Source organism: Paenibacillus sp. J31P316, assembly GCF_056269105.1.
The window spans coordinates 831,204-849,342 of the sequence record NZ_JBWDNI010000001.1; the positions used below are offsets into that span (position 1 = coordinate 831,204).

Genomic DNA, 18,139 nt, shown 5'->3' on the forward strand with positions numbered 1-18,139 from the left:
TGCTAACCTCCTAACCTCGCGAGCGCTCCATCTCGCAAGCCGCGCAGATCGCCCGCATGCAAGCCAGCGCAGCCCGCCTTCTAGCCCATGGAGATCGATAGATCGAGCTCTGTCCGCGGCGGTATCGGATCGATTCTTCCAGAATCGCCCGCCACGGTGCGCCGACGGGCTGCTCCAGCATATATTCGCCTGCGCCCGTCTTGGTCGTGATCGCCCGTTCGCGGAACGAATAGTAGAGCCGGGCAATGCCAAGAACGCCCCAGGACGCCGCGTCGCGCCCCAGCAGGGCAGCACCTTTGGCCGTGAACGGCTTGTCGGATTGTTCGATCCAATCCTTCCAATAGCCGTTCAAATTCTCGTGCATCGCCGCCAGGAGGCGTTCTACATCGACGGAATAAGGCAGTGCGCTCGTCCCCCCGCCAACTATAGCTATTCCGTGCCGCTTCAGTTCATGCCACGTAACGAGATTGCATTCAAAATAACCGGAAGCCGCCATCCGTCCGTCATGGTGATACGGATACGCCTCGGTCTCCTGCGGCAGCTTGCCGAGCTGATCGGCCGTCACGTAGATCCCGTCCATATTCGGCTTGGGATACCGCTGATGAACGCTCCCGTGCACGCTTCCCAGCAGCTCGATATCCGCGGCATTCGGCCTTTCCTTCGTCACCGCGACAAAATCGATATCGCTTAGCGTCAACGAATAATCGCCGAGCGCAAGCGAGCCATAGAGATAGAAGCCATCCAAGAAATGCTTGGCAGACCGTCCTTGCCGGGACAGTGCCTCTTGCAGGGATTCGAGATACGCATACAGGATTTCTGCAATCCGCGGATGAAGCGCCAACATGCTTGCCTCGTTAATCCACATCCGCAATCTTCCATCCCGTCCCGTTCGTATTCATCAACGCATAGGCGTGTGCGCCTTCCGCCTTCAGGGCGGCAACGACGACCATCGATCTCGTTATTTTACCCGGCTTCTTGTACGTCGTCTCGCCTTGATAGAATAGCTTCGTATAGGTCAGCTCCGGCATCGTCAAGACGCTCTTAATGAAGCCTGACGTGTCCGGGTTCGCAGGAGCGGCGAAAAACTGCTGCCATACCTTATCGTCCGCCTTGATCTTAGGATTGGCGTTGACCGTCTCCACCAGCTTAAGCAGCAATCCTGCGGCGTCCGAAGGAATGCGCTTGTCGACGAGAAGATCATCGTCGGTCCGGTTCCTATAAGGATCCGCAGCTGCTTCTTCAACCTCTGCCTGCTGCTTCAGTCGTCTCTCCGCCTCGTCCAGCCGGGTTCCCGTTTCCTTCACCCTCGCTCCCAGCTTGCCGTTCTCGGCCTGCAGCGCCGTTATTTGTTCGGCTTGCGCTTCAAGCTGAGCTTGCAGCTTGTCCTTTTTCTCGTTACCGCTGCACCCAGCGGTTATGAAAACAATCGCAGCCGTGCATGCCGCCAGTCCTCCGGCGGACCAACGATCCCGCATGAGCATCCCGCCTCTACTTCAGCTTTTTCTGATAGCAAGCCAAATCGAGCCAACGATCGAATTTGTAGGCGATCTCTTCGTAGTGCGATACCTGCTTGTACCCCAGCTTGGAGAATAAAGCGATGCTGCCTTCGTTTTCCGTGCAGATGGTTGCAATCAACGAATGGAAATTCAGCGACCTCGCCACTTCTTCCAAGAAGAGCATCGCTTCCTTGCCGATGCCCTTGCCTGTAAAGTCGGGCTCCAGATAGACCGTCACTTCCGCAGTGACGTTGAACGCAGGCCGTTTCTTATGCTGGGTCAGCAAAAAATAGCCTGCATATTGTCCGTCATAGAGCGCGACATAGGAGCGATACAGCTCCGAGAGAGGTTCAATCAGCTGAACCATCTGCTCCGGCGTATAGGGAAACAGATCGAATGAGACCGTGGTCTGCTCGACGAAATAATTATAGGTGCCGCGGACCTCTTCCAAATATTGGCTGTCATAGGGTTGAAACGCAATTCTGCTCGTCATCGTTGCACCTCATCGTGTAAATGTTTGAAAAACAGGCAGACCATGCTGCTTCCAGCCCGCCTGCCCGTCTAAATGGCTATTCCCAGCGCTCGATGCTGTACACCTTGAAGGCGCTCGTCACGGGATGCTGCTTCACGGTATAAATCCATTCGTATTCATTCACCATCGATTTGCCTTCCGGATAATAAATGCCGATCTTCTCGATGATGTAAAACTTGTATTCGCCGTTGATTTTCTGGATATTCATGATCTGATACCGAATAAGCTTTTCCTTGATGTCCTTCCCGCTGAGCCGGCGAACGAGTCCTTGCTGCTCCTTGTATAGCGGGCCTTCCGGGTCCAACAGACCTTCCACAAGCGAGAAGCGGTTCTTGTTGATCGCTTCGACCATGGACTCTTCATATGCATTCATCACATCGGACGCACCCGATGAATCTCTATAGTCAAGTTGATCGCTTGGGACGGGGTCCTGCCCGTGGCTGTCGTCCTTTACCGAACAGGCACTGGTCAGCACAGTCAGACTTAGCAGCATGCCGAGCATTGCTGTTCTGTACATCCTTGTAATCTCCCGTCTTTATGAATTGCATCCTCTTCTTACCCTTGAACGTTCCGTTCATAGATGAGAATGGGCTTTCCGTCTGGCAGTACGGCGGGTCTTACCGGGCTGGCGCCTTGGCTGCGCCAAAAGGCATGCGCGGGATGATTGTCTTCGAGCACGCCGAGACGATGGGAAGCAACGCCTCTGCCTTGCATGCGTTCATCGAACCACGCCAATGCCGCGCGGGCCAATCCCTTGCCTTGAAAAGCGCCATGTATCACGAGCAGTCCGATCCACGTGCAGGAGTCCTTCGGATTGATCATCAGATACTCCAGGATCCCGGCAGGATGTTCCTGCATAGAGAGGACGTATCGTTCCGCACCGGCGGCTTCGGCATCCCGATGCTCCGCTTCGATATCTGCCAGCGACAGCGTTTCTTTATCTTTGGAAAGGCGGTTGAACAACGGATTCGCATTCAATATCTCCCGTTCGGCCGCCAAGCTTTCATTCGAAGAGCGCATAAAAGTCAACATCTGAGGTGCACGCTCGCTTTCTATGTAGTTCAGGAGGATACAGTTTCTATTCTAACATGAAACCGGGAAGGACTAAATGCCTGCGGCAAGGTTAATTATCGCGGGCTGTCAGCTTCCATTCGTTTACGATGCTGTCCAAGACGGATTCAGCAGCACCATATGAATATGATCCTCCCACCGGCCGCCGATACGCAAGTAGTCCCTGGCAAGCCCCTCGCGATGAAATCCGAGCCGTTCGCAGACTTTCAACGACGCTGCGTTGCGCGGCATGACGTTGGCTTCGATCCGGTGCAAATTCAGCTGTCCGAAGGCGAACGCGACGAGATGGGACAATGCTTCCGTCATATATCCTTTGTTTCGATACCGATCATCCATCCGATAACCGAGATGGCAGGATTGAAACGCTCCGCGCACGATATTGCTGAGGGAAACCGTTCCGATAAGTTCCCCGTCGGGTGCGCCAGCAGCCGTCAGCCATAATCGCACGCCATGTCCGTTCTGCATGACGTGGATGTCCTGCGCAATTAATCCTCGCTGGGTTTCCGCCGTGAAATAGTCGTCCTCACGGCTAGGCTCCCATTCGGCAAGCGACTCCCGATTACGGGTTACGAATGCCAGCACGCGCTCGGCGCAGGATTCATCGATTACTTGCAGCTGCAAGCGCTGCGTATGCAATTTCAGGCGATGCCATTCATGAACTGGAATCATAAGTAGTCTCTCCTTATTTTAAAGTTTGTTCGACTATGGTTTGTTCGACTATGAATTATCAACGCGTTAGAATATCATGACGTCCAACAGCGAATAGATGCCGAATCCGAGCAGAAGCAGGCCGGACAATCGATTGATCCAACGCATGGCCGCAGGGTTCAGGGTCTGCCGAACCGCACCGACGACAACGCTTAAGCATAGCCACCAGAGCGCCGATCCGGCAAAAACGCCGATAACGAGCGCCAGAAGACCGGGCAACGACGCACCCATCACGTTCAATCCGGCAAAAATGCCGAGAAACGACAGGATCGTTACGGGATTGGCAACCGTCAGCAGAAACGTCGTTCCGTAAGCGCCAGCCAAGCTGCCGCTTCGTCCCGCTTCTGCGCTTCGTTCCCCGGCAGCGGATCGGAACGAACGATAGCCCAAGTAACAGAGGAACAAGCCGCCGAGCCATGACACCGCGTCTTGCAGCGCTACGATTCTTGATATAACCGCTCCGAAGCCGAAAGCGGCGATTAATCCGTACAACCCGTCGGCCGAAGCCGCCCCAAGACCGGAGACGAATCCGTAGCGGCTGCCTTGCGTCAAGGTACGTTTCATGCACAGGATGCCGATCGGCCCCACGGGGGCGGCGATCGACAGGCCGATAAGCAAACCTTTCGCCAGCATCATAAAGTGAATGATCCCTCTCTCCGTTGTATATAAGTGCCGCTAGGCGATATCTCCCCATGATCTGTCTCCCGTGCAAGCATCTCATTCTTCGGCCATATCTCCCGGGGCTAATGCCCAAATGTGGCCGATGCGGGCTTCTGTCCAATCCGCGGACGGCGATTTTCATACAATAACGTATACCGAGTGCCGAGAACAACAACATGATCTACTTGCTGCCGGTGCCGGAAATACCATTTAGGGGAGGCAATTGCATGTCCGGTGTATTGGGAGGAAATTTTGCTGGCGTGATTCTGGTACTGTTCATTCTGCTGGTCATCGTATCCCGCGGAGCCCTGTACTAATCTGATCTAGCCTATAATGAGAAAACCGTCGAGGGAATCCCTTCGACGGTTTTTCATTATTTCCAGGCAAAAGCATGCAGCGCGTGCGCCACGCCGTCCGCCTCATTGGAACGGGTCACCACATTCGCCGCTTCTTTCACGGCCTCCGGCGAGTTCGCTACAGCGACGCCCAAACCGGCAAACACCAGCATGCCGACATCGTTAAAGTAGTTTCCGATCGCCATAATGCGGCTCTGCTCGATGCCTCTGAGCTGCGCCAGCTGCTGGAGCGCCTTCCCTTTGCTTGCCTCTCTATGCTGCACGTCGATGAAATAATCGCCGCTTCGGATATGCTGCAAGCCGTGCGTCCAGCCGTTCCATTCCGCTTCGACGCGATCAAGTTCCGCTTGATCGCCGAAGAGCGTAAACTTCACGAGCCCTTCGGGAAGCGGATCGCCCGGGTTGCGCAAGACCGGACTCGCGCCATATAACCGGTACATAGCCTCGGCTTCCGGCGTGATATCCTCGATCAGCATCTCGAACGCCGTGTTCAGGTCGAAATGCAGCTTCGCCTCCAGGCAATAAGCCCGAAAGCGCGCCACTTCCGCGTTATCGATACTGTATTGATGCAGCACGGTACGGCTCGCCGAATCCACCGTTGCAGCCCCGTTATGCGTAATCATCGTACCGGCAAGACCCAGCTCGTCCAAGACAGGGATTGCGTTCGCAGGCCCTCGTCCCGTGCACAGCACGATCTCCGCTCCGCGGCTATGCGCCTCGCGCACCGCTTCCCGAACGTTCGAGGTCAGGGTATGGTCATCCGTGAGCAGCGTTCCGTCAATATCCAGCGCGATCAAATCGTAGTTGATGTTCCCCATTGCTAGCTGTCTCTCCTATCCTTCATTAGCATCAAGCACGCCGCTAGACCGGACGTTCAGCAGCGCTTCCAGTTCCGCTTCCGTAAGCGCGCGGTATTCGCCGAGCTTCAGCTTCTTGTCCAGCGCCAGCGGCCCCATCGAGATACGCTTCAAGTAGAGAACCCGCTTGCCGACTGCCTCGAACATGCGTTTGACCTGATGGAATTTTCCTTCGTGAATGGTCAGCGTAATCCGGCTGTATACGCCGTCCGCGCGTTCTTCCTTATCGCCAACGACGAGCTCTGCAGGCATCGTTGCATACCCGTCGTCGAGCGTAACGCCCTGACGGAAGGCAGCCTGGTCGCTTGCGCCAACATCGCCAAGCACAAGCGCCTCATAGGTCTTCGGCACATGCTTGCGCGGCGATAGCAAATCATGCGCCAGCTTGCCATCGTTCGTCAGCAGCAGCAGCCCTTCCGTGTCTTTATCCAGCCTGCCGACCGGAAACGGCTGCAGGACGCGGTCTACGGGCTCCAATAAATCGATAACCGTACGATCACGCGCGTCTTCCGTCGCCGACACAACGCCCTGCGGCTTGTTCAGCATGACATAAATCGTCTCTTGATAAACGACTTCCTCGCCGTCGAAACGAACGTCCGCCGACTCCGGATCGATGGTTAAGCCGAAATCCTTGGCCGTCTGGCCGTCAACCGTTACCCGGCCCTGTTTCACGGCTCGTCTTACTTCGCTGCGCGTGCCGAATCCCATATTCGCAAGCAGCTTGTCCAGCCGCATTCTCTTCGCCATACTCATTCCACTCCCATTGCTGCCTCGATTCTTCACTCCATTGTATACTAAACCAAGTTTCTTAACCAACCCTGACCGTACTGAACGCAAAAAAAGGCTGCCGACGCTAACGGTCCCGTGGATCGGGTTCCGGAAAGCTGCCGGCAGCTCATGCGATCGCCTCGCGCGTATCCGCGGGCTCTTAGTCGTCTTCGGGATGCACGCGCTGCTCGTACGGAATCTCCGCAAGCGCTTTCGCGAGCGAGCGCAGCGTATCGTCCGTTACGACGAGGCGAAAAGCTTCGAAGGCCGGCGCCTCGCCGGCGGCAGCCGAAGAATGGCTGCTTGCCGCATCAGCGCGAAGCCGATCCAAACTCATTGCGATATCGACTCGGAGCTGCTTGAGATCAAGTCCCATCGTTACGTCGGGATACGCCGCCAGCTTGTTCTCCGCTTGGGAGAACAATTTGACCGCTCCTGAGAAATTATCGTTGCGCCAATGATGGAGACCGACCGCTGCTTGCAGCAATCCCTGATAGAGCGTGCTGCGGCCTTCTTCAAGCCAGAGCTCCTCCATCACCTCGTGACATTCGAAATAATCGGCGTCGACATTGAACAACACGACAAAATGTACGAACTTCTCGTCGTACGGATGCGGATGCGATGCCGTCATCTATGTCGAGCTGTTCTTCTTCGCACGGCCGATTGCCGCCCGAATCTCGTCGGACAGCCTCCGGATCTCGAAGGCGTCTTCCTTCTCCCACAGCTCGTTGAACCGCAGTTGGAACTGCACGGCCTCGCGAACGCGATTGAAGAAATACAATTCCTGAATGTCGCTGAGCACGCTGGAGAACATGTTCGATTTCTCTTCGAAATCGCGCTGGGCATCCAGAATTTCATTGCGAATGCTCGACATTTCCGTATCGAGCACCGACGCCGCCTCGGCCGCTTTCTTCAATCGGCCGCGGACGTCTTCAGGCAGGCTTTCTTTATACTTATAGTTTAGCGAATGCTCGATCGTCGCCCAGAAATTCATCGCGAGCGTCCGAATTTGAATCTCCGCCAATACGTTCTTCTGGCCGATCGCCGTCTGAACGGGATATTCGATGATCATATGGTAGCTCCGATAGCCGCTGTCCTTGAAATTCGTAATATAGTCCTTCTCGTATACGAGCTTCAAATCCTTGCGCGAGCGAATCAACGCCGCAACGCGATGTATATCGTCCACGAACTGGCACATGATGCGGATGCCTGCTATATCCTCGATGCCGGTATCGATCTTCTCCATCGGTACCGACAATCGTTTGGCCTTCTCCAATATGCTGGAAATCTTCTTCACCCGGCCGGTCACGAATTCGATCGGCGCGTAGGCTTCGCGATTCTTAAGCTCCGTTCGAAGCGTCTTTAATTTGACCTTCAATTCTTCCACTGCCTGCTCATACGGTTGCAAAAATAATCCCCAGTCTCTTCCGTCCATCCGGCCGCCTCCTGTCTAAGACCGATGATCTGCTCCTATAGCCTCTACGATCGATGTAAACCCGTCCTTGCGCAACAATGCTTGAAGTCCGTCCGTCAGCTCGCGCAGCAGCTCCGGACCTTGATAGATGAGCGCCGTATAAATTTCTACAAGACTTGCGCCTGCGCGAATTTTATCGTATGCATCCGATGCCGTAAAGATGCCGCCCGAACCAATAATGGGCAGCTGTCCGCCCGTTAACCGGTATACCTCGCGGATAACCTCCGTGGAGCGCTCGCGCAGCGGCTTGCCGCTCATGCCGCCGGTTTCCTTCGCATTGGTATGCCGCAGCCCTTCGCGGCTTATCGTCGTATTCGTCGCGATGATGCCGTTAACGCCGCTCGCCACGATCGTTTCAACGGTATAGGCAAGCTGCTCGCTTGTCATATCCGGCGCGATTTTGACAAGCACGGGCTTGCGGGGCGCGCCGCCCTTGGCCGCTTGAACCCCCATCTCTTCCATAACCGTCTGGAGAAGGAGCTTCAGCTCGTCGCCATGCTGGAGTGCCCGAAGGTCCGGCGTATTCGGCGAGCTGATGTTGACGACAAAAAAGTCGCCGTATGTATAAAGCTGCTGCAAGCAAGCGCGATAATCCTCGTGCGCGAGCTCGTTCGGCGTCGTCTTGTTCTTGCCGATGTTGACGGCGATCGGAATCCGGCGCTGCCCGGCGTTCGCCAACCGCTCAGCCATGGCTGCCGCTCCGTCATTATTGAAGCCCATCCGGTTGATGAGCGCCTCGTCGCTCGGAAGTCGGAACAGCCGCGGCAGGTCGTTGCCGGCTTGTCCTTTCGGCGTCACGGTGCCGACTTCCGCGAAGCCGAAGCCGATGTTCGCGAACATGTCGACGGCCTTTGCATTCTTATCCAGTCCCGCCGCGAGACCGACCGGATGCGCGAAATGCAGTCCGAACAAATCCATCGCGAGCGCCTTCGTCTCCCGTACGCCGTACATGGCGCGCATCATCGCGGGAATGCCGGGTACGCGGCTTGCCGTATGCAGCCCGTCAATCACCATATGGTGGGCTTTCTCGGCATCCATTCGGAAAAAGTATGGCTTGGCAAATTTCGTATACAACAAGGAAAAGTCACTCCGTTCTTCGTGTTAGCTCTATCGAACAGTTTAACGTGTCAGACACGAAAAAGAAAGAGTCGCCGCCGCTTTCATCCGCAAGCCACGCCCGCTACCATCGGACAAGCAGTTGTCTCCGCGCAAGAAAACGATTACAATAATAACATAATCCTATCTCCCGCGAAAGAAAGGTTGATCCCCATGAGCCAAGCCAAAAAAAAGCCGCCCATCATGAAATCCAAGCACAAAGAAGAAATCAATAAGAAAGCGCTCGTTTGGATCGGATCGATCTTTGCCGTCATCGTGGTTATCATGGCCGTACTGCTCATTATTGACAATTAAGCTCGCTTGTTAATCCAGCCAATCGTAAACCTTAGCGGGGTTCGTCTCGTCCTGGGCCGGCTGCAACCGGAAACGCGTTGCGATCGGTGCAGCTTGATCGGGAAGAACGCCGCTTTTTATGTTGACCTCCGTACCGAGGGGAACCAGATCATAGAGTTCCTCCACATCCATGCGCGTCATCCGAACGCAGCCATGGGATTCGTCCTTGCCGATGCTGTCCGGTTCGTTCGTTCCATGGATGGCATACCTCGTATCCGACAGCGCCATGCCCCGGCTGCCAAACTCGCCGTCCGTGCGGCCGTTTGGATTACGCACTTTCTCGCTGATGACGAAATGACCGGATGGCGTCTTCGCGCCTCCGAGACCGACCGTGTAGCTGCGAACGATCACGTCCCCGCTGACGACGGCCAGCTGATGATTGCTCGTGTCTACGATGATCGAGAGCGGCTCCTTCGAGAGCGGCGCTTCACCGCTAGTTGATCCGCTTCCGCCCGCCGGACCGGCGGTCCCCTCCGCGCCGTTCTTTCCTTCGTCTCCAGCTTCCACTTGCGGATCAGCATCCGCTGACGCTTCCGCTTTCATTACCTTCACCAGCGGCGCAAACAGTGCCCGCATCGCCTTGGAAGTTCCTGAGAGCATATTATTAGGATATGGCCGTGTCAAATCCTCCAGCTTGGACGGCCAGCTCTTCGTCCGTTCGCGATAATGCGTGATCGCGCTGGACAACGTCCATTGCAGTTCCTGGTCCTTACTCCAAGATGCATAGCTTTTGCGCGCAGCCGAAGATTCGTCCGGCAAGCAATCGCAAGCTTTCGCATCGAGAAGGCTGACGCCGGCTCGGCCTGTCCCTTGTCGCGCCGACTCCGCCAAGAGACGCGTTGTCCCCGTCCATTTGCGCCAATTGCCATCCTGCTGGAGCGAGACGGCTAATCCTTTTTCATTCCTCTGATCCGCGCCTCGCATCAATACGCCAAGCGCATTGCCGAGCATGGTGCCGTCTCCTCCGTTCGGTTTCACGAACACGATTCTGAGCCCGCTTCCCTGCTGTTGACCGACCGATTGTTCAGCTCCCGTCGATGTCAGCCGGTCCGCTTCCTCCCCTGCATCCTCCTCGGAGCTTGTCGTCGAGAATGCCAGCATAAGAGCAAGGATGACCAGCGTAGCCGCCGAGGTCCGCGCACCCATCAACAACCGCTTGCGCTTGCGGTTCCAGACCGCAATCAACTGCCGAGGCTCGCTCACCAGCGGGTGCTGCTTGCGTTCATAGGCGTCATAAATACTGCCGGACTGCAGGAAACAATAGTTCGCCTTGGCTTCCTTATCTTCCTGCATATACTGTTTGCCCAGTAAATACCAAGCCATACGATTATCGGGATGGTTCTGAACGTAACGCTTCAAATAATTCATATCGTCCTTCAATTCCATCATGCTGCCTCCTGTATCCGGTGCCGTTAGTTTCTATATCGGCAGAAAAGCCGTCCGGATATAATCCGGACGGCTTTTCCTGGCAAGAACATGATGAGTTAGGATGCAAACTGCTTATCGCGCAGCAAGACGGCGCGCACATCCGACAGCCACTGCACGTCGAGCCCAAGCTCTTCGGCGAAGAAGCGTACCGGCAGGAATAGGTGCCCGCCGGCGTTGAACGGCACGGCATTGGTCTTGACGGTCTGCGGCGCGGAGCCCTGGACCGTTTTGCTGATTGCGGAAGATCCGGCTTTCACTGTATATGCCGCCGTACCGAGCCGAAGCGATGTTTGACCGCCGGTATATTGCACGTTATAGCCGAGTTTCTCGGCCAGCACGCGGACCGGCACATAGGTGACGCCGTTCTTGATGATCGGATCGGCATCGCTGTTCAGCAGGTCGGTGCCGTACAGCAGGTGAATGCTTCCATCCGCCTTGACGCCGGCCGGCACTTCGTAAGGAGATGCGACGCGGATCGTATTGCTGCCGCTGTCGGCAATTCCGATCGCGCCGCCGCCCAGCCATGCGACATCCGTCGGTTTATGAAGCAGCGCGCTTCCGGCAACGCCGTCCACGCGTCCTTCCTCGTCCGGCGTGCCGACAATCGTGGTTACGGTTCCGTTCAAGAGATAACGAACGACATGATTAAGCGAATCCGCGATCAAGAGGCCGCCTTCAGGCGTCACGTCCAGGCCGCGCGGGGAGCGGAACTTCGCGGCGCTCGCGGCGCCGTCCGCATAGCCGCCCGCTGCATACGGCTCATTGGCCCCGTACACGATGGAAGCTCCGGCCTTCAAACCTGCGACCGTCGTGACGCGATCAGCAGCGAAATCAATATAACGAACGACATCGTTGCCCGTGTCGCTGACGTACAAGTTGCCTTTGCTGTCCAGCGCAAGACCGCTCGGCTCGTTGAACATCGCCTTCGCGATCGGTCCGTCGGCATAATCGCCCGCAGTCGCGATGGATCCGGGGAAGTATTCCACGATTCTGCTCGAATGCGCATTCAGCGTCGTTACGACGCCGTCTTTGATCCGGCGAATGACATGATTCAGCGTATCCGCGACATAGACGACGCCGTCGCCCGACACCGCGATATCCATCGGATGATTGAATTCGGCAGCCGTGCCCTTACCGTCGGCAGCGCCGATCAGTCCGTCGCCGGCAATCGTCGTGACAGTGCCTTCAAGATCGATTTTACGAATGGCATGATTGCCCGAATCGGCGACATACACATTCCCTGCTGCGTCTTCGGCAAGAGCGGACGGATCGTTGAAGGCCGCTTGATCAGCCGCGCCATCGACCAGGCTGCCGAGCGGCGCATTCAGATCATCGTCCCCGAAATAGAAGCCCGCAGCCGTGCTTGTCGTGCCGGGCGCGATTACCCGCAGCTGCTGATTGTGCGTATCCGTAACGAGAAACATGTGCAGCCCGGAATTGTAGAGCAGCGATGTCGGCTCCCGGAACGCGGATGCCTTAGAGTTGCCGTTTAATAGACCATAAGCTCCAGAGCCGGCGATCGTATATACCTCATAGAGCGGCTTAAGCTTCATGATCGAATCTTGGCCATTCCCCGCGGCGGCAAAGCCAGTATCGGCCATGCTGCCGAGCACTGCCGCCGTTGCAGCCGCAAGAACAGCGAATTTCATTCGTTTCTTCATAGAAAGGTTATCCTCTCGTTAATTAATCGTTCGTCCGCTGCACCCGAACGGTCAAATCCTCCGCTGCGGCCATCCCGATCGGATTGCCACTTGCGTCGACAGCCTTGATGGAGCGAATGTGGAACGGCACTGATATTAAAGTACCTTCCTGTTCCGGGTGAACCTGGAACGGCAGCTTGACCATCACCGTTCCGTCGCTGACGGCAACGGGATCACCGCTGAATTTGGCGACCGTATAGATCAATCGGGATACGTTAGCGACTTCCACTACGCGGAAATCATCCACGCTGTCGGCATCTTCGACAGACGTTCCGGCCGGTTCCACTTTGAAACCCGGAGCTCCGGCACGATATTGCAGCGCCGTTTCCGGATATGCGAAGGCATAATCGTCGAAGGAAGCCTGCTGCGAGTTATATTCCACCTCGATCTGGTAGCCGGCAATTCGCGCCGAACTGCTCATGCCGCTGAACACCACGTTCAGTTCAAGAGGCCCTCCGTTCTGAAGCGGCGTTGTTTCGAGCAGCGGGTTCGCGAACTTCAGGCTCGCCTTCGCGTTGCTGCTTGGCGGCGAAGTCGTGTTGCTGCCCGTTCCCTTCGTCGGGCCGATTTCCGGCAGACCGTTGTCCACCCGGTCCTGGTTGAACTTTTGCTGCTCGGCCGCGGTCAGCGATTGGAAGAACAGAAGCTCCGCTTGCATGAGCTGCTCGGCAGCTTTCTGCTTGTTTTTCTCCAGCAGCTCTTCTGCCTTCTGCTTCGCTTTCAGCATCGCTTCCTTCTGTTTCTCCAGCAGCGCCGCCATGGCCGCCGCTTTCTCGCGTTCAGCCTCCAGCTGCTTCTCTTTCTTAAGCTTGAGCAGCAGCTCCTGCTGCTGTTTCTCGCTATCCGTCAGCTTGAGCGACTCTACCTTGTCAAGATCGATTAGCTTGCCGCCGGCGTTTTTGTTGATCTCGTCAATCAACTTTTGATCGATTTTGTGCTGATTGATGGCTTGTTTGGCAATCAGCGCTATGAGGTTGTTCAGATTATTCGTAACCCGCTCCAAGTCTTCTTGGGACTGAATCATGCCCCCGAAATTATCATTGTTCGGCAAGCTGCCGATTTGATTCTTCGCTTTGTCCAAGAAGCCTTTGTTTTCTTCATTGATGGTTTGTATGCTCTCGATAAGGGATTGTATAATATCCGGCGAGCTGCTGCTCACTAACTCTTCGATATTGACCATCGAGAGCTGCGTCTCCAAGCCGGCCAAATCATGCACCTCGACGAGCTGTTGGCCCGGATAGATCTTCTGGATTTTGCCGATCGGGTTTTGGCTGGACGCATCCAAGCGGTTCGTGTTCGTTCCGGCTTCGACCACCCCGGCTGCAAGGAACAAATTCGTCAAGCCTGTCGAAGGGTCGACCGCCACATAAAACTGCGTCCCGCGGACGCCCATGATCGATGTCGGCGTCTCCACCTCGAATTGATCGCTCGCGTTCGATACCGACTTCACTTTGACCCATAGGGAACCGGCCCAGACGCTCAGCTTCGTTTTGGTTCCGCCCGCATCCTTCAGCTTCGAGAAATTGACGACCGAATTGGCCGCGATCGTAACGGAATCTCTGTCTGCGTCCGCGCTGGACAATTCCAGCACCGCTCCCCCGTCACTCCCTGTCGCGATTTGATCTCCTTCGTTAAGGCTCATGTTCTTGAACGCCTTGAATGGCTTCGTTCCACCCGATTTCAATACGGTCACGGTGCCCTTAAGCGACTGCACGACCGCAACGCGCAACAACTGCGCGGATGCATGCTTGCCCGCGAACAGCGATGCCGGCCCGATGACAAGCAGGAAACACAGCACCGTGAGCAGCGTGCGAAGGCTTCTTTTCCTCATGCTCCCTCTCCTCCCTTAAACTCCGCTAGCTTTATAGATTCAAATGTCTCTTCGTTGCCCAGCACTTCCGTAACCGGCACGGGCTTCTCTTTTCCCTTGACCTTGATGTCGCCGACGAAAGACGTCGCAAACGAGCCGGTCAATCGGTTCTTCGTCTCTTCGCTGATCAGAATCTGCCCCGGCTTCGCATTGGATTCCAGACGGGCAGCCAAATTGACCGTATCCCCGATAGCCGTATAATCCAATCGCAGCATCTGCGAGCCGATATTGCCGACGACGGCGGGTCCGCTGTTAATGCCGACGCCGAAACGAACGGGCAGACCGATCTCCCGCAGGCAGCGTTCCTCGAGATCGGCGGACTGCCGTTTCATTTCGAGCGCGGCGAGCACGGCCAGTTCGGGATGGTTCGGCTGCGATATGGGAGCCCCGAAGATCGCCATTACGCCGTCGCCGATAAACTTGTCCAGCGTGCCGCCGTATTTGAATACCGCTTTCGTGCAAATGTCCAAATACTCGTTCAACACTTGAATGACCTGCTCCGGCTCGAGCTTCTCCGACATCGGCGTAAAGCCGCGAATATCGACGAAGATGACGCTAATATCCCTTCTTTGGCCGCCGACCTTCACCTCTTCGCCGGATGCAAGCAGCTCGTCGACGACCGTCCTTGGAACGAAGCGGCCGAAAATGTTCGTGACCCGCCCCCGTTCTTGGCGCTCCGTCACGTAATGCTGCACGACCGACCATACGAACGCCGTCGTCATCGCCAGAAACGGATACGTGAACATGATGAAGATCGACTTGAGCTGATACAGCTCAATCCAGGTCAAGACGTACCCCGCCGCTAACGCTGCATAGACGATAAACGCCTTAAACCCGGTTACCCGCCCGAATACAAGCAGCGACAGCACCGAAAGCAGGATGATGAGACCGTAATTGACGGTTGAACCCGCTTCGGTAAAAAACTTGCCCGCTACCAGCGACTGAACCATGTTCGCGTGAATCTCGACCCCGTACATCTTCAGCGTCGTGCTGAGCGGCGTCAAATACTCGTCCTGCAGCCCAGGCGCATACGGCCCGATCAGTACGATGTCGCCTTGATAATAATCAGCCGGCACATTGCCTGTCAGCACGTCGATGAAGCTCTGCGAATCGTAGCCCGTCTCCGCGCTCATGACTTCACGCGGCTCCGTATAGAACTGCGTCGCGATTTGATTCCGGTCGTCGACAGGCAGCCGCTTCTCTCCCCGGTACCAACCGTTTTTCTCCGCATTCCAGACAATTTGATGCGACGCATCCAGCAATTCATTCGCCAGCTTCACGCTGAATGCGGGAATCATCGCGCCGGCTCCGTCCTGCAGGCCGACCGTCAGCTTCCGCACCACGGAGTCATCGTCTTGCATGACGTTGATGTGGCCGAGCTGGTTCGGTCCCGCTCCGATCGTATCCGCCGGATATTCGACGGATTCCGTCTCCAGAAGTCCGGCTTCGTCCTGCTTTGCCTTGAAATTGAATACGACAGGCAGCACGACGTTCTTATACTTCTTCATCGTCTCCGCCATCAGTGCGTCGCTCTCGGGATCTTTGCCCGGCTCGGCGAGCACCACGTCGAGTGCAATCGCTTTCGCCCCAGCATCGGCGAGCATGCCGATCAATTGCGCATAGAGACTGCGATCCCATGGAAATTGCCCCAAGCCATCCAGCGATGCCTGGTCGATCTTGATCAGCTTGATATTGGCGTTCGGCGCCCGCTCCGCGTCCGATTGCTGCGTCACCCTGTCCTGAAGCACGGATTCGAGCTTATTCAGCGTCCCTCCGGTTCCCAGCTGGCTCAGGAAACACCAGAAAAGACAGATCAGCACGCCGGCGGCTGCCGTTATGATCCATTTGCGCCCCCGCATATTCGCCCCCTACTCTCTCTACACGTTCTGCCAAAAACAGGCAGATAAACTATCTATTATTCTAGTTTAGTTTTACAGGCATTGGCAATAACTTGTTGTCGAATAAACAAGAAAAATCCCATTCCCTGTCGAAACAGGAAATGGGATTCAGCTGCATGTATGCTTTATGCGAGATTAGTAATTAAATGCTGCATCTGCGATTTTGATGGAGTCCGTCGGGCAGCCGTCAGCCGCATCTTGCAAATCATCGTACAAGTCCTCAGGAATCTCGGTGTTGCCATGGTTACCGTCGTTGCCGAAAATAACCTCTGCCAATCCTTCGTCGTCATAGTCGTAAATGTCCGGTGCCGTTGCTCCGCACGCTCCGCAAGCAATGCACGTATCTTTCTCAACCCAAGTAAACTTCGACATCGTGGTTCCCTCCTATTAGTTGTAAGTTAAAACTTACGTATATGCTTCATCATAAGCAAACAACCCTCATTCATCACTATATAACATATGCTCGTCCCTTTGCAAGGATGTCCCTCGAATTCGTTTGTTGCGAATTAAGGCTGACGGATCGTCTCCTAGCATCCCTGCCGTGAGCACCGCATCCTCGCCGAATTTGTCTCTTAACATGTCCATCGTTCTCGTCAGCGCGGCTTTCTTCGGCTGCTCCTCGTAATTGAATAAATCCAGCTGGACCGCGGTTTCCGTCTGCAGGGAAAGGTTCTGAAGCGTAATGCCCAGCAGGCGCACGGGCTCGCCCTTCTTCCAGTGCTTATCGAAAAGCTTGCAGGCTTCCCTATGAATATCGGCCGCGGAATCAGTAGGCACGCCAAGCGTGACCGATCGGTTGATCGTGGTCATGTCGGGTCTGCGGATGACGATCTGGATCGTCATGGCAAGCATCTTCTGATGCCTCATCCTCCTCCCTGTCTGATCCGCCAGATTGAGCAGAATGCGATGCGCCTCCTCGCGGTCGACAACGTCCTTGGGAAGCGTCGTCGTATGCCCGATGGACTTGTTGCGCTCCCGTTCCGCATTAACAGGGGCATAGTCGAAGCCATGCGAAGCTGCCTTCATCCAAGAGCCCATGACGCCGAAATGCTTCACGAGCATGGCCTCCTCGGCGGCGGCAAGCTGGCCAATCGTCCGAATGTTAAGCTTCGTCAGCTTATCCGCCGTTTTTCGGCCGATGCCAAAAAGCATATCGCAAGGTTTATGCCATAGTATGCTCGGGACGTCGCGAATGCGCAGCACGGTGAAGCCGTTCGGCTTATTCATATCGGATGCCATCTTGGCCAAGAGCTTATTCGGCGCGATACCGATGGAACAGGGCAAATTCCACTCCGACGAGATTCGTTCCTGAATGGTATGCGCGATATCGAGCGGTTCGCCGAATGCCGACGAGCCCGTTATATCCAGATAACATTCATCGATGGAGACGGCTTCCACGAGCGGCGTATACTGCCTGGCGATCGACATGAAGCCTCTGGAATACGTGCGGTACAGATTGAAGTCCGGACTGATCAGCAGCAGCTCCGGGCATCGCCGGAGTCCCTCCCGAACCGTCATGCCCGTCTTCACGCCCTGCGCTCTTGCCGTGTAAGAAGACGTAACGATGATTCCCTTGCGCAGCTCCACGCTCCCGGCAACCGCCGTCGGCTTGTCTTTATATAAATGAGGCTCCTCGGCCTCGTGAACGGAGCAATAGAACGCGTTCATATCCAAATGAAGAATGACCCGGCTTTTAGGAGGCGCCGTTTCCCGCTCCTTCGACATCGCTGCAATCATCCTCCTTGGAATCGTTAACCGATCATATGATCGTATTTTCAGCATACCAATCGCGCGCGTTCACCGTCAACATCCCCGGTCGCGCCGTCCTATCGAACATTTACGCCCTGCTTATCTAATGATATAATAAAAAAT

General features: G+C 55.7%; 20 protein-coding genes. 2 read left to right on the forward strand and 18 right to left on the reverse strand.

Features of this window, described 5'->3' with window-relative positions; genetic code table 11:
* Nucleotides 1-10: 10 nt before the first annotated feature.
* From AC0YNU_RS03550 to AC0YNU_RS03580, 7 genes are all read right to left on the reverse strand, one after another.
* Nucleotides 11-865: a nucleotidyltransferase domain-containing protein gene (locus AC0YNU_RS03550; RefSeq protein ID WP_475753169.1), complete on the reverse strand. Its 855-nt coding sequence runs from the start codon at nucleotides 863-865 to the stop codon at nucleotides 11-13.
* Nucleotides 855-1,475 carry a hypothetical protein gene (locus tag AC0YNU_RS03555; protein ID WP_475753171.1) on the reverse strand — a complete coding sequence of 207 codons (621 nt, stop codon included), beginning with the start codon at nucleotides 1,473-1,475 and terminating at the stop codon, nucleotides 855-857. Before AC0YNU_RS03555 ends, AC0YNU_RS03550 begins: the two co-directional genes overlap by 11 nt.
* A gap of 13 nt (nucleotides 1,476-1,488) precedes the next feature.
* The gene (locus AC0YNU_RS03560) at nucleotides 1,489-1,989 is read right to left on the reverse strand and encodes an N-acetyltransferase family protein (RefSeq protein ID WP_475753173.1); all 501 of its coding nucleotides are present in this window, start codon (nucleotides 1,987-1,989) and stop codon (nucleotides 1,489-1,491) included.
* Nucleotides 1,990-2,065: 76 nt separating this feature from the next.
* Entirely contained in the window at nucleotides 2,066-2,545 is a 480-nt protein-coding gene (locus AC0YNU_RS03565) for a TcaA NTF2-like domain-containing protein (protein ID WP_475753175.1), read from the reverse strand.
* A gap of 38 nt (nucleotides 2,546-2,583) precedes the next feature.
* Nucleotides 2,584-3,060 carry a GNAT family N-acetyltransferase gene (locus AC0YNU_RS03570; protein ID WP_475753177.1) on the reverse strand — a complete coding sequence of 159 codons (477 nt, stop codon included), beginning with the start codon at nucleotides 3,058-3,060 and terminating at the stop codon, nucleotides 2,584-2,586.
* A 123-nt stretch (nucleotides 3,061-3,183) separates the two neighbouring features.
* Entirely contained in the window at nucleotides 3,184-3,768 is a 585-nt protein-coding gene (locus AC0YNU_RS03575) for a GNAT family N-acetyltransferase (protein ID WP_475753179.1), read from the reverse strand.
* A 66-nt stretch (nucleotides 3,769-3,834) separates the two neighbouring features.
* The gene (locus AC0YNU_RS03580; protein ID WP_475753181.1) at nucleotides 3,835-4,443 is read right to left on the reverse strand and encodes a LysE family translocator; all 609 of its coding nucleotides are present in this window, start codon (nucleotides 4,441-4,443) and stop codon (nucleotides 3,835-3,837) included.
* 251 nt (nucleotides 4,444-4,694) lie between these two features.
* Here AC0YNU_RS03580 and yjcZ point away from each other — a divergent pair, with 251 nt between their 5' ends.
* Nucleotides 4,695-4,784, forward strand: coding sequence for a sporulation protein YjcZ (yjcZ, locus tag AC0YNU_RS03585; RefSeq protein ID WP_475753183.1), 90 nt, complete (start codon nucleotides 4,695-4,697; stop codon nucleotides 4,782-4,784).
* Between the two features lie 56 nt (nucleotides 4,785-4,840).
* Here the strand turns inward: yjcZ and AC0YNU_RS03590 are convergent, their stop codons facing one another.
* The 5 genes from AC0YNU_RS03590 to AC0YNU_RS03610 all read right to left on the reverse strand — a co-directional run bounded on the left by AC0YNU_RS03590 (nucleotide 4,841) and on the right by AC0YNU_RS03610 (nucleotide 8,999).
* A complete protein-coding gene (locus AC0YNU_RS03590) occupies nucleotides 4,841-5,641 on the reverse strand; it encodes a Cof-type HAD-IIB family hydrolase (protein ID WP_475753186.1) in 801 nt (266 codons plus the stop codon).
* A gap of 15 nt (nucleotides 5,642-5,656) precedes the next feature.
* Nucleotides 5,657-6,427 (reverse strand): pseudouridine synthase, encoded by a 771-nt coding sequence (locus tag AC0YNU_RS03595; protein ID WP_475753187.1) that lies wholly within the window; start codon nucleotides 6,425-6,427, stop codon nucleotides 5,657-5,659.
* A gap of 181 nt (nucleotides 6,428-6,608) precedes the next feature.
* Nucleotides 6,609-7,079, reverse strand: coding sequence for a DUF309 domain-containing protein (locus tag AC0YNU_RS03600; RefSeq protein WP_475753189.1), 471 nt, complete (start codon nucleotides 7,077-7,079; stop codon nucleotides 6,609-6,611).
* Nucleotides 7,080-7,883 (reverse strand): GTP diphosphokinase, encoded by an 804-nt coding sequence (gene yjbM / locus AC0YNU_RS03605; protein WP_475753192.1) that lies wholly within the window; start codon nucleotides 7,881-7,883, stop codon nucleotides 7,080-7,082.
* 15 nt (nucleotides 7,884-7,898) lie between these two features.
* Nucleotides 7,899-8,999 (reverse strand): quinone-dependent dihydroorotate dehydrogenase, encoded by a 1,101-nt coding sequence (locus tag AC0YNU_RS03610; RefSeq protein WP_475753194.1) that lies wholly within the window; start codon nucleotides 8,997-8,999, stop codon nucleotides 7,899-7,901.
* A gap of 192 nt (nucleotides 9,000-9,191) precedes the next feature.
* Here AC0YNU_RS03610 and AC0YNU_RS03615 point away from each other — a divergent pair, with 192 nt between their 5' ends.
* Entirely contained in the window at nucleotides 9,192-9,332 is a 141-nt protein-coding gene (locus AC0YNU_RS03615) for a hypothetical protein (RefSeq protein WP_475753196.1), read from the forward strand.
* Nucleotides 9,333-9,341: 9 nt separating this feature from the next.
* Here AC0YNU_RS03615 and AC0YNU_RS03620 read toward each other — a convergent pair whose 3' ends face one another.
* The 6 genes from AC0YNU_RS03620 to AC0YNU_RS03645 all read right to left on the reverse strand — a co-directional run bounded on the left by AC0YNU_RS03620 (nucleotide 9,342) and on the right by AC0YNU_RS03645 (nucleotide 17,992).
* Nucleotides 9,342-10,760 (reverse strand): L,D-transpeptidase, encoded by a 1,419-nt coding sequence (locus AC0YNU_RS03620; protein ID WP_475753198.1) that lies wholly within the window; start codon nucleotides 10,758-10,760, stop codon nucleotides 9,342-9,344.
* A 95-nt stretch (nucleotides 10,761-10,855) separates the two neighbouring features.
* The gene (locus AC0YNU_RS03625) at nucleotides 10,856-12,460 is read right to left on the reverse strand and encodes a stalk domain-containing protein (protein WP_475753200.1); all 1,605 of its coding nucleotides are present in this window, start codon (nucleotides 12,458-12,460) and stop codon (nucleotides 10,856-10,858) included.
* Between the two features lie 22 nt (nucleotides 12,461-12,482).
* Nucleotides 12,483-14,330: a FecR family protein gene (locus AC0YNU_RS03630; RefSeq protein WP_475753202.1), complete on the reverse strand. Its 1,848-nt coding sequence runs from the start codon at nucleotides 14,328-14,330 to the stop codon at nucleotides 12,483-12,485.
* Entirely contained in the window at nucleotides 14,327-16,228 is a 1,902-nt protein-coding gene (locus AC0YNU_RS03635; protein ID WP_475753204.1) for a CHASE2 domain-containing protein, read from the reverse strand. The genes AC0YNU_RS03630 and AC0YNU_RS03635 overlap by 4 nt, the downstream gene beginning before the upstream one ends.
* Before the next feature lie 174 nt (nucleotides 16,229-16,402).
* A complete protein-coding gene (locus AC0YNU_RS03640; RefSeq protein WP_475753206.1) occupies nucleotides 16,403-16,639 on the reverse strand; it encodes a ferredoxin in 237 nt (78 codons plus the stop codon).
* A gap of 66 nt (nucleotides 16,640-16,705) precedes the next feature.
* The gene (locus AC0YNU_RS03645; RefSeq protein ID WP_475753208.1) at nucleotides 16,706-17,992 is read right to left on the reverse strand and encodes a DNA polymerase IV; all 1,287 of its coding nucleotides are present in this window, start codon (nucleotides 17,990-17,992) and stop codon (nucleotides 16,706-16,708) included.
* Between the last annotated feature and the right edge of the window lie 147 nt (nucleotides 17,993-18,139).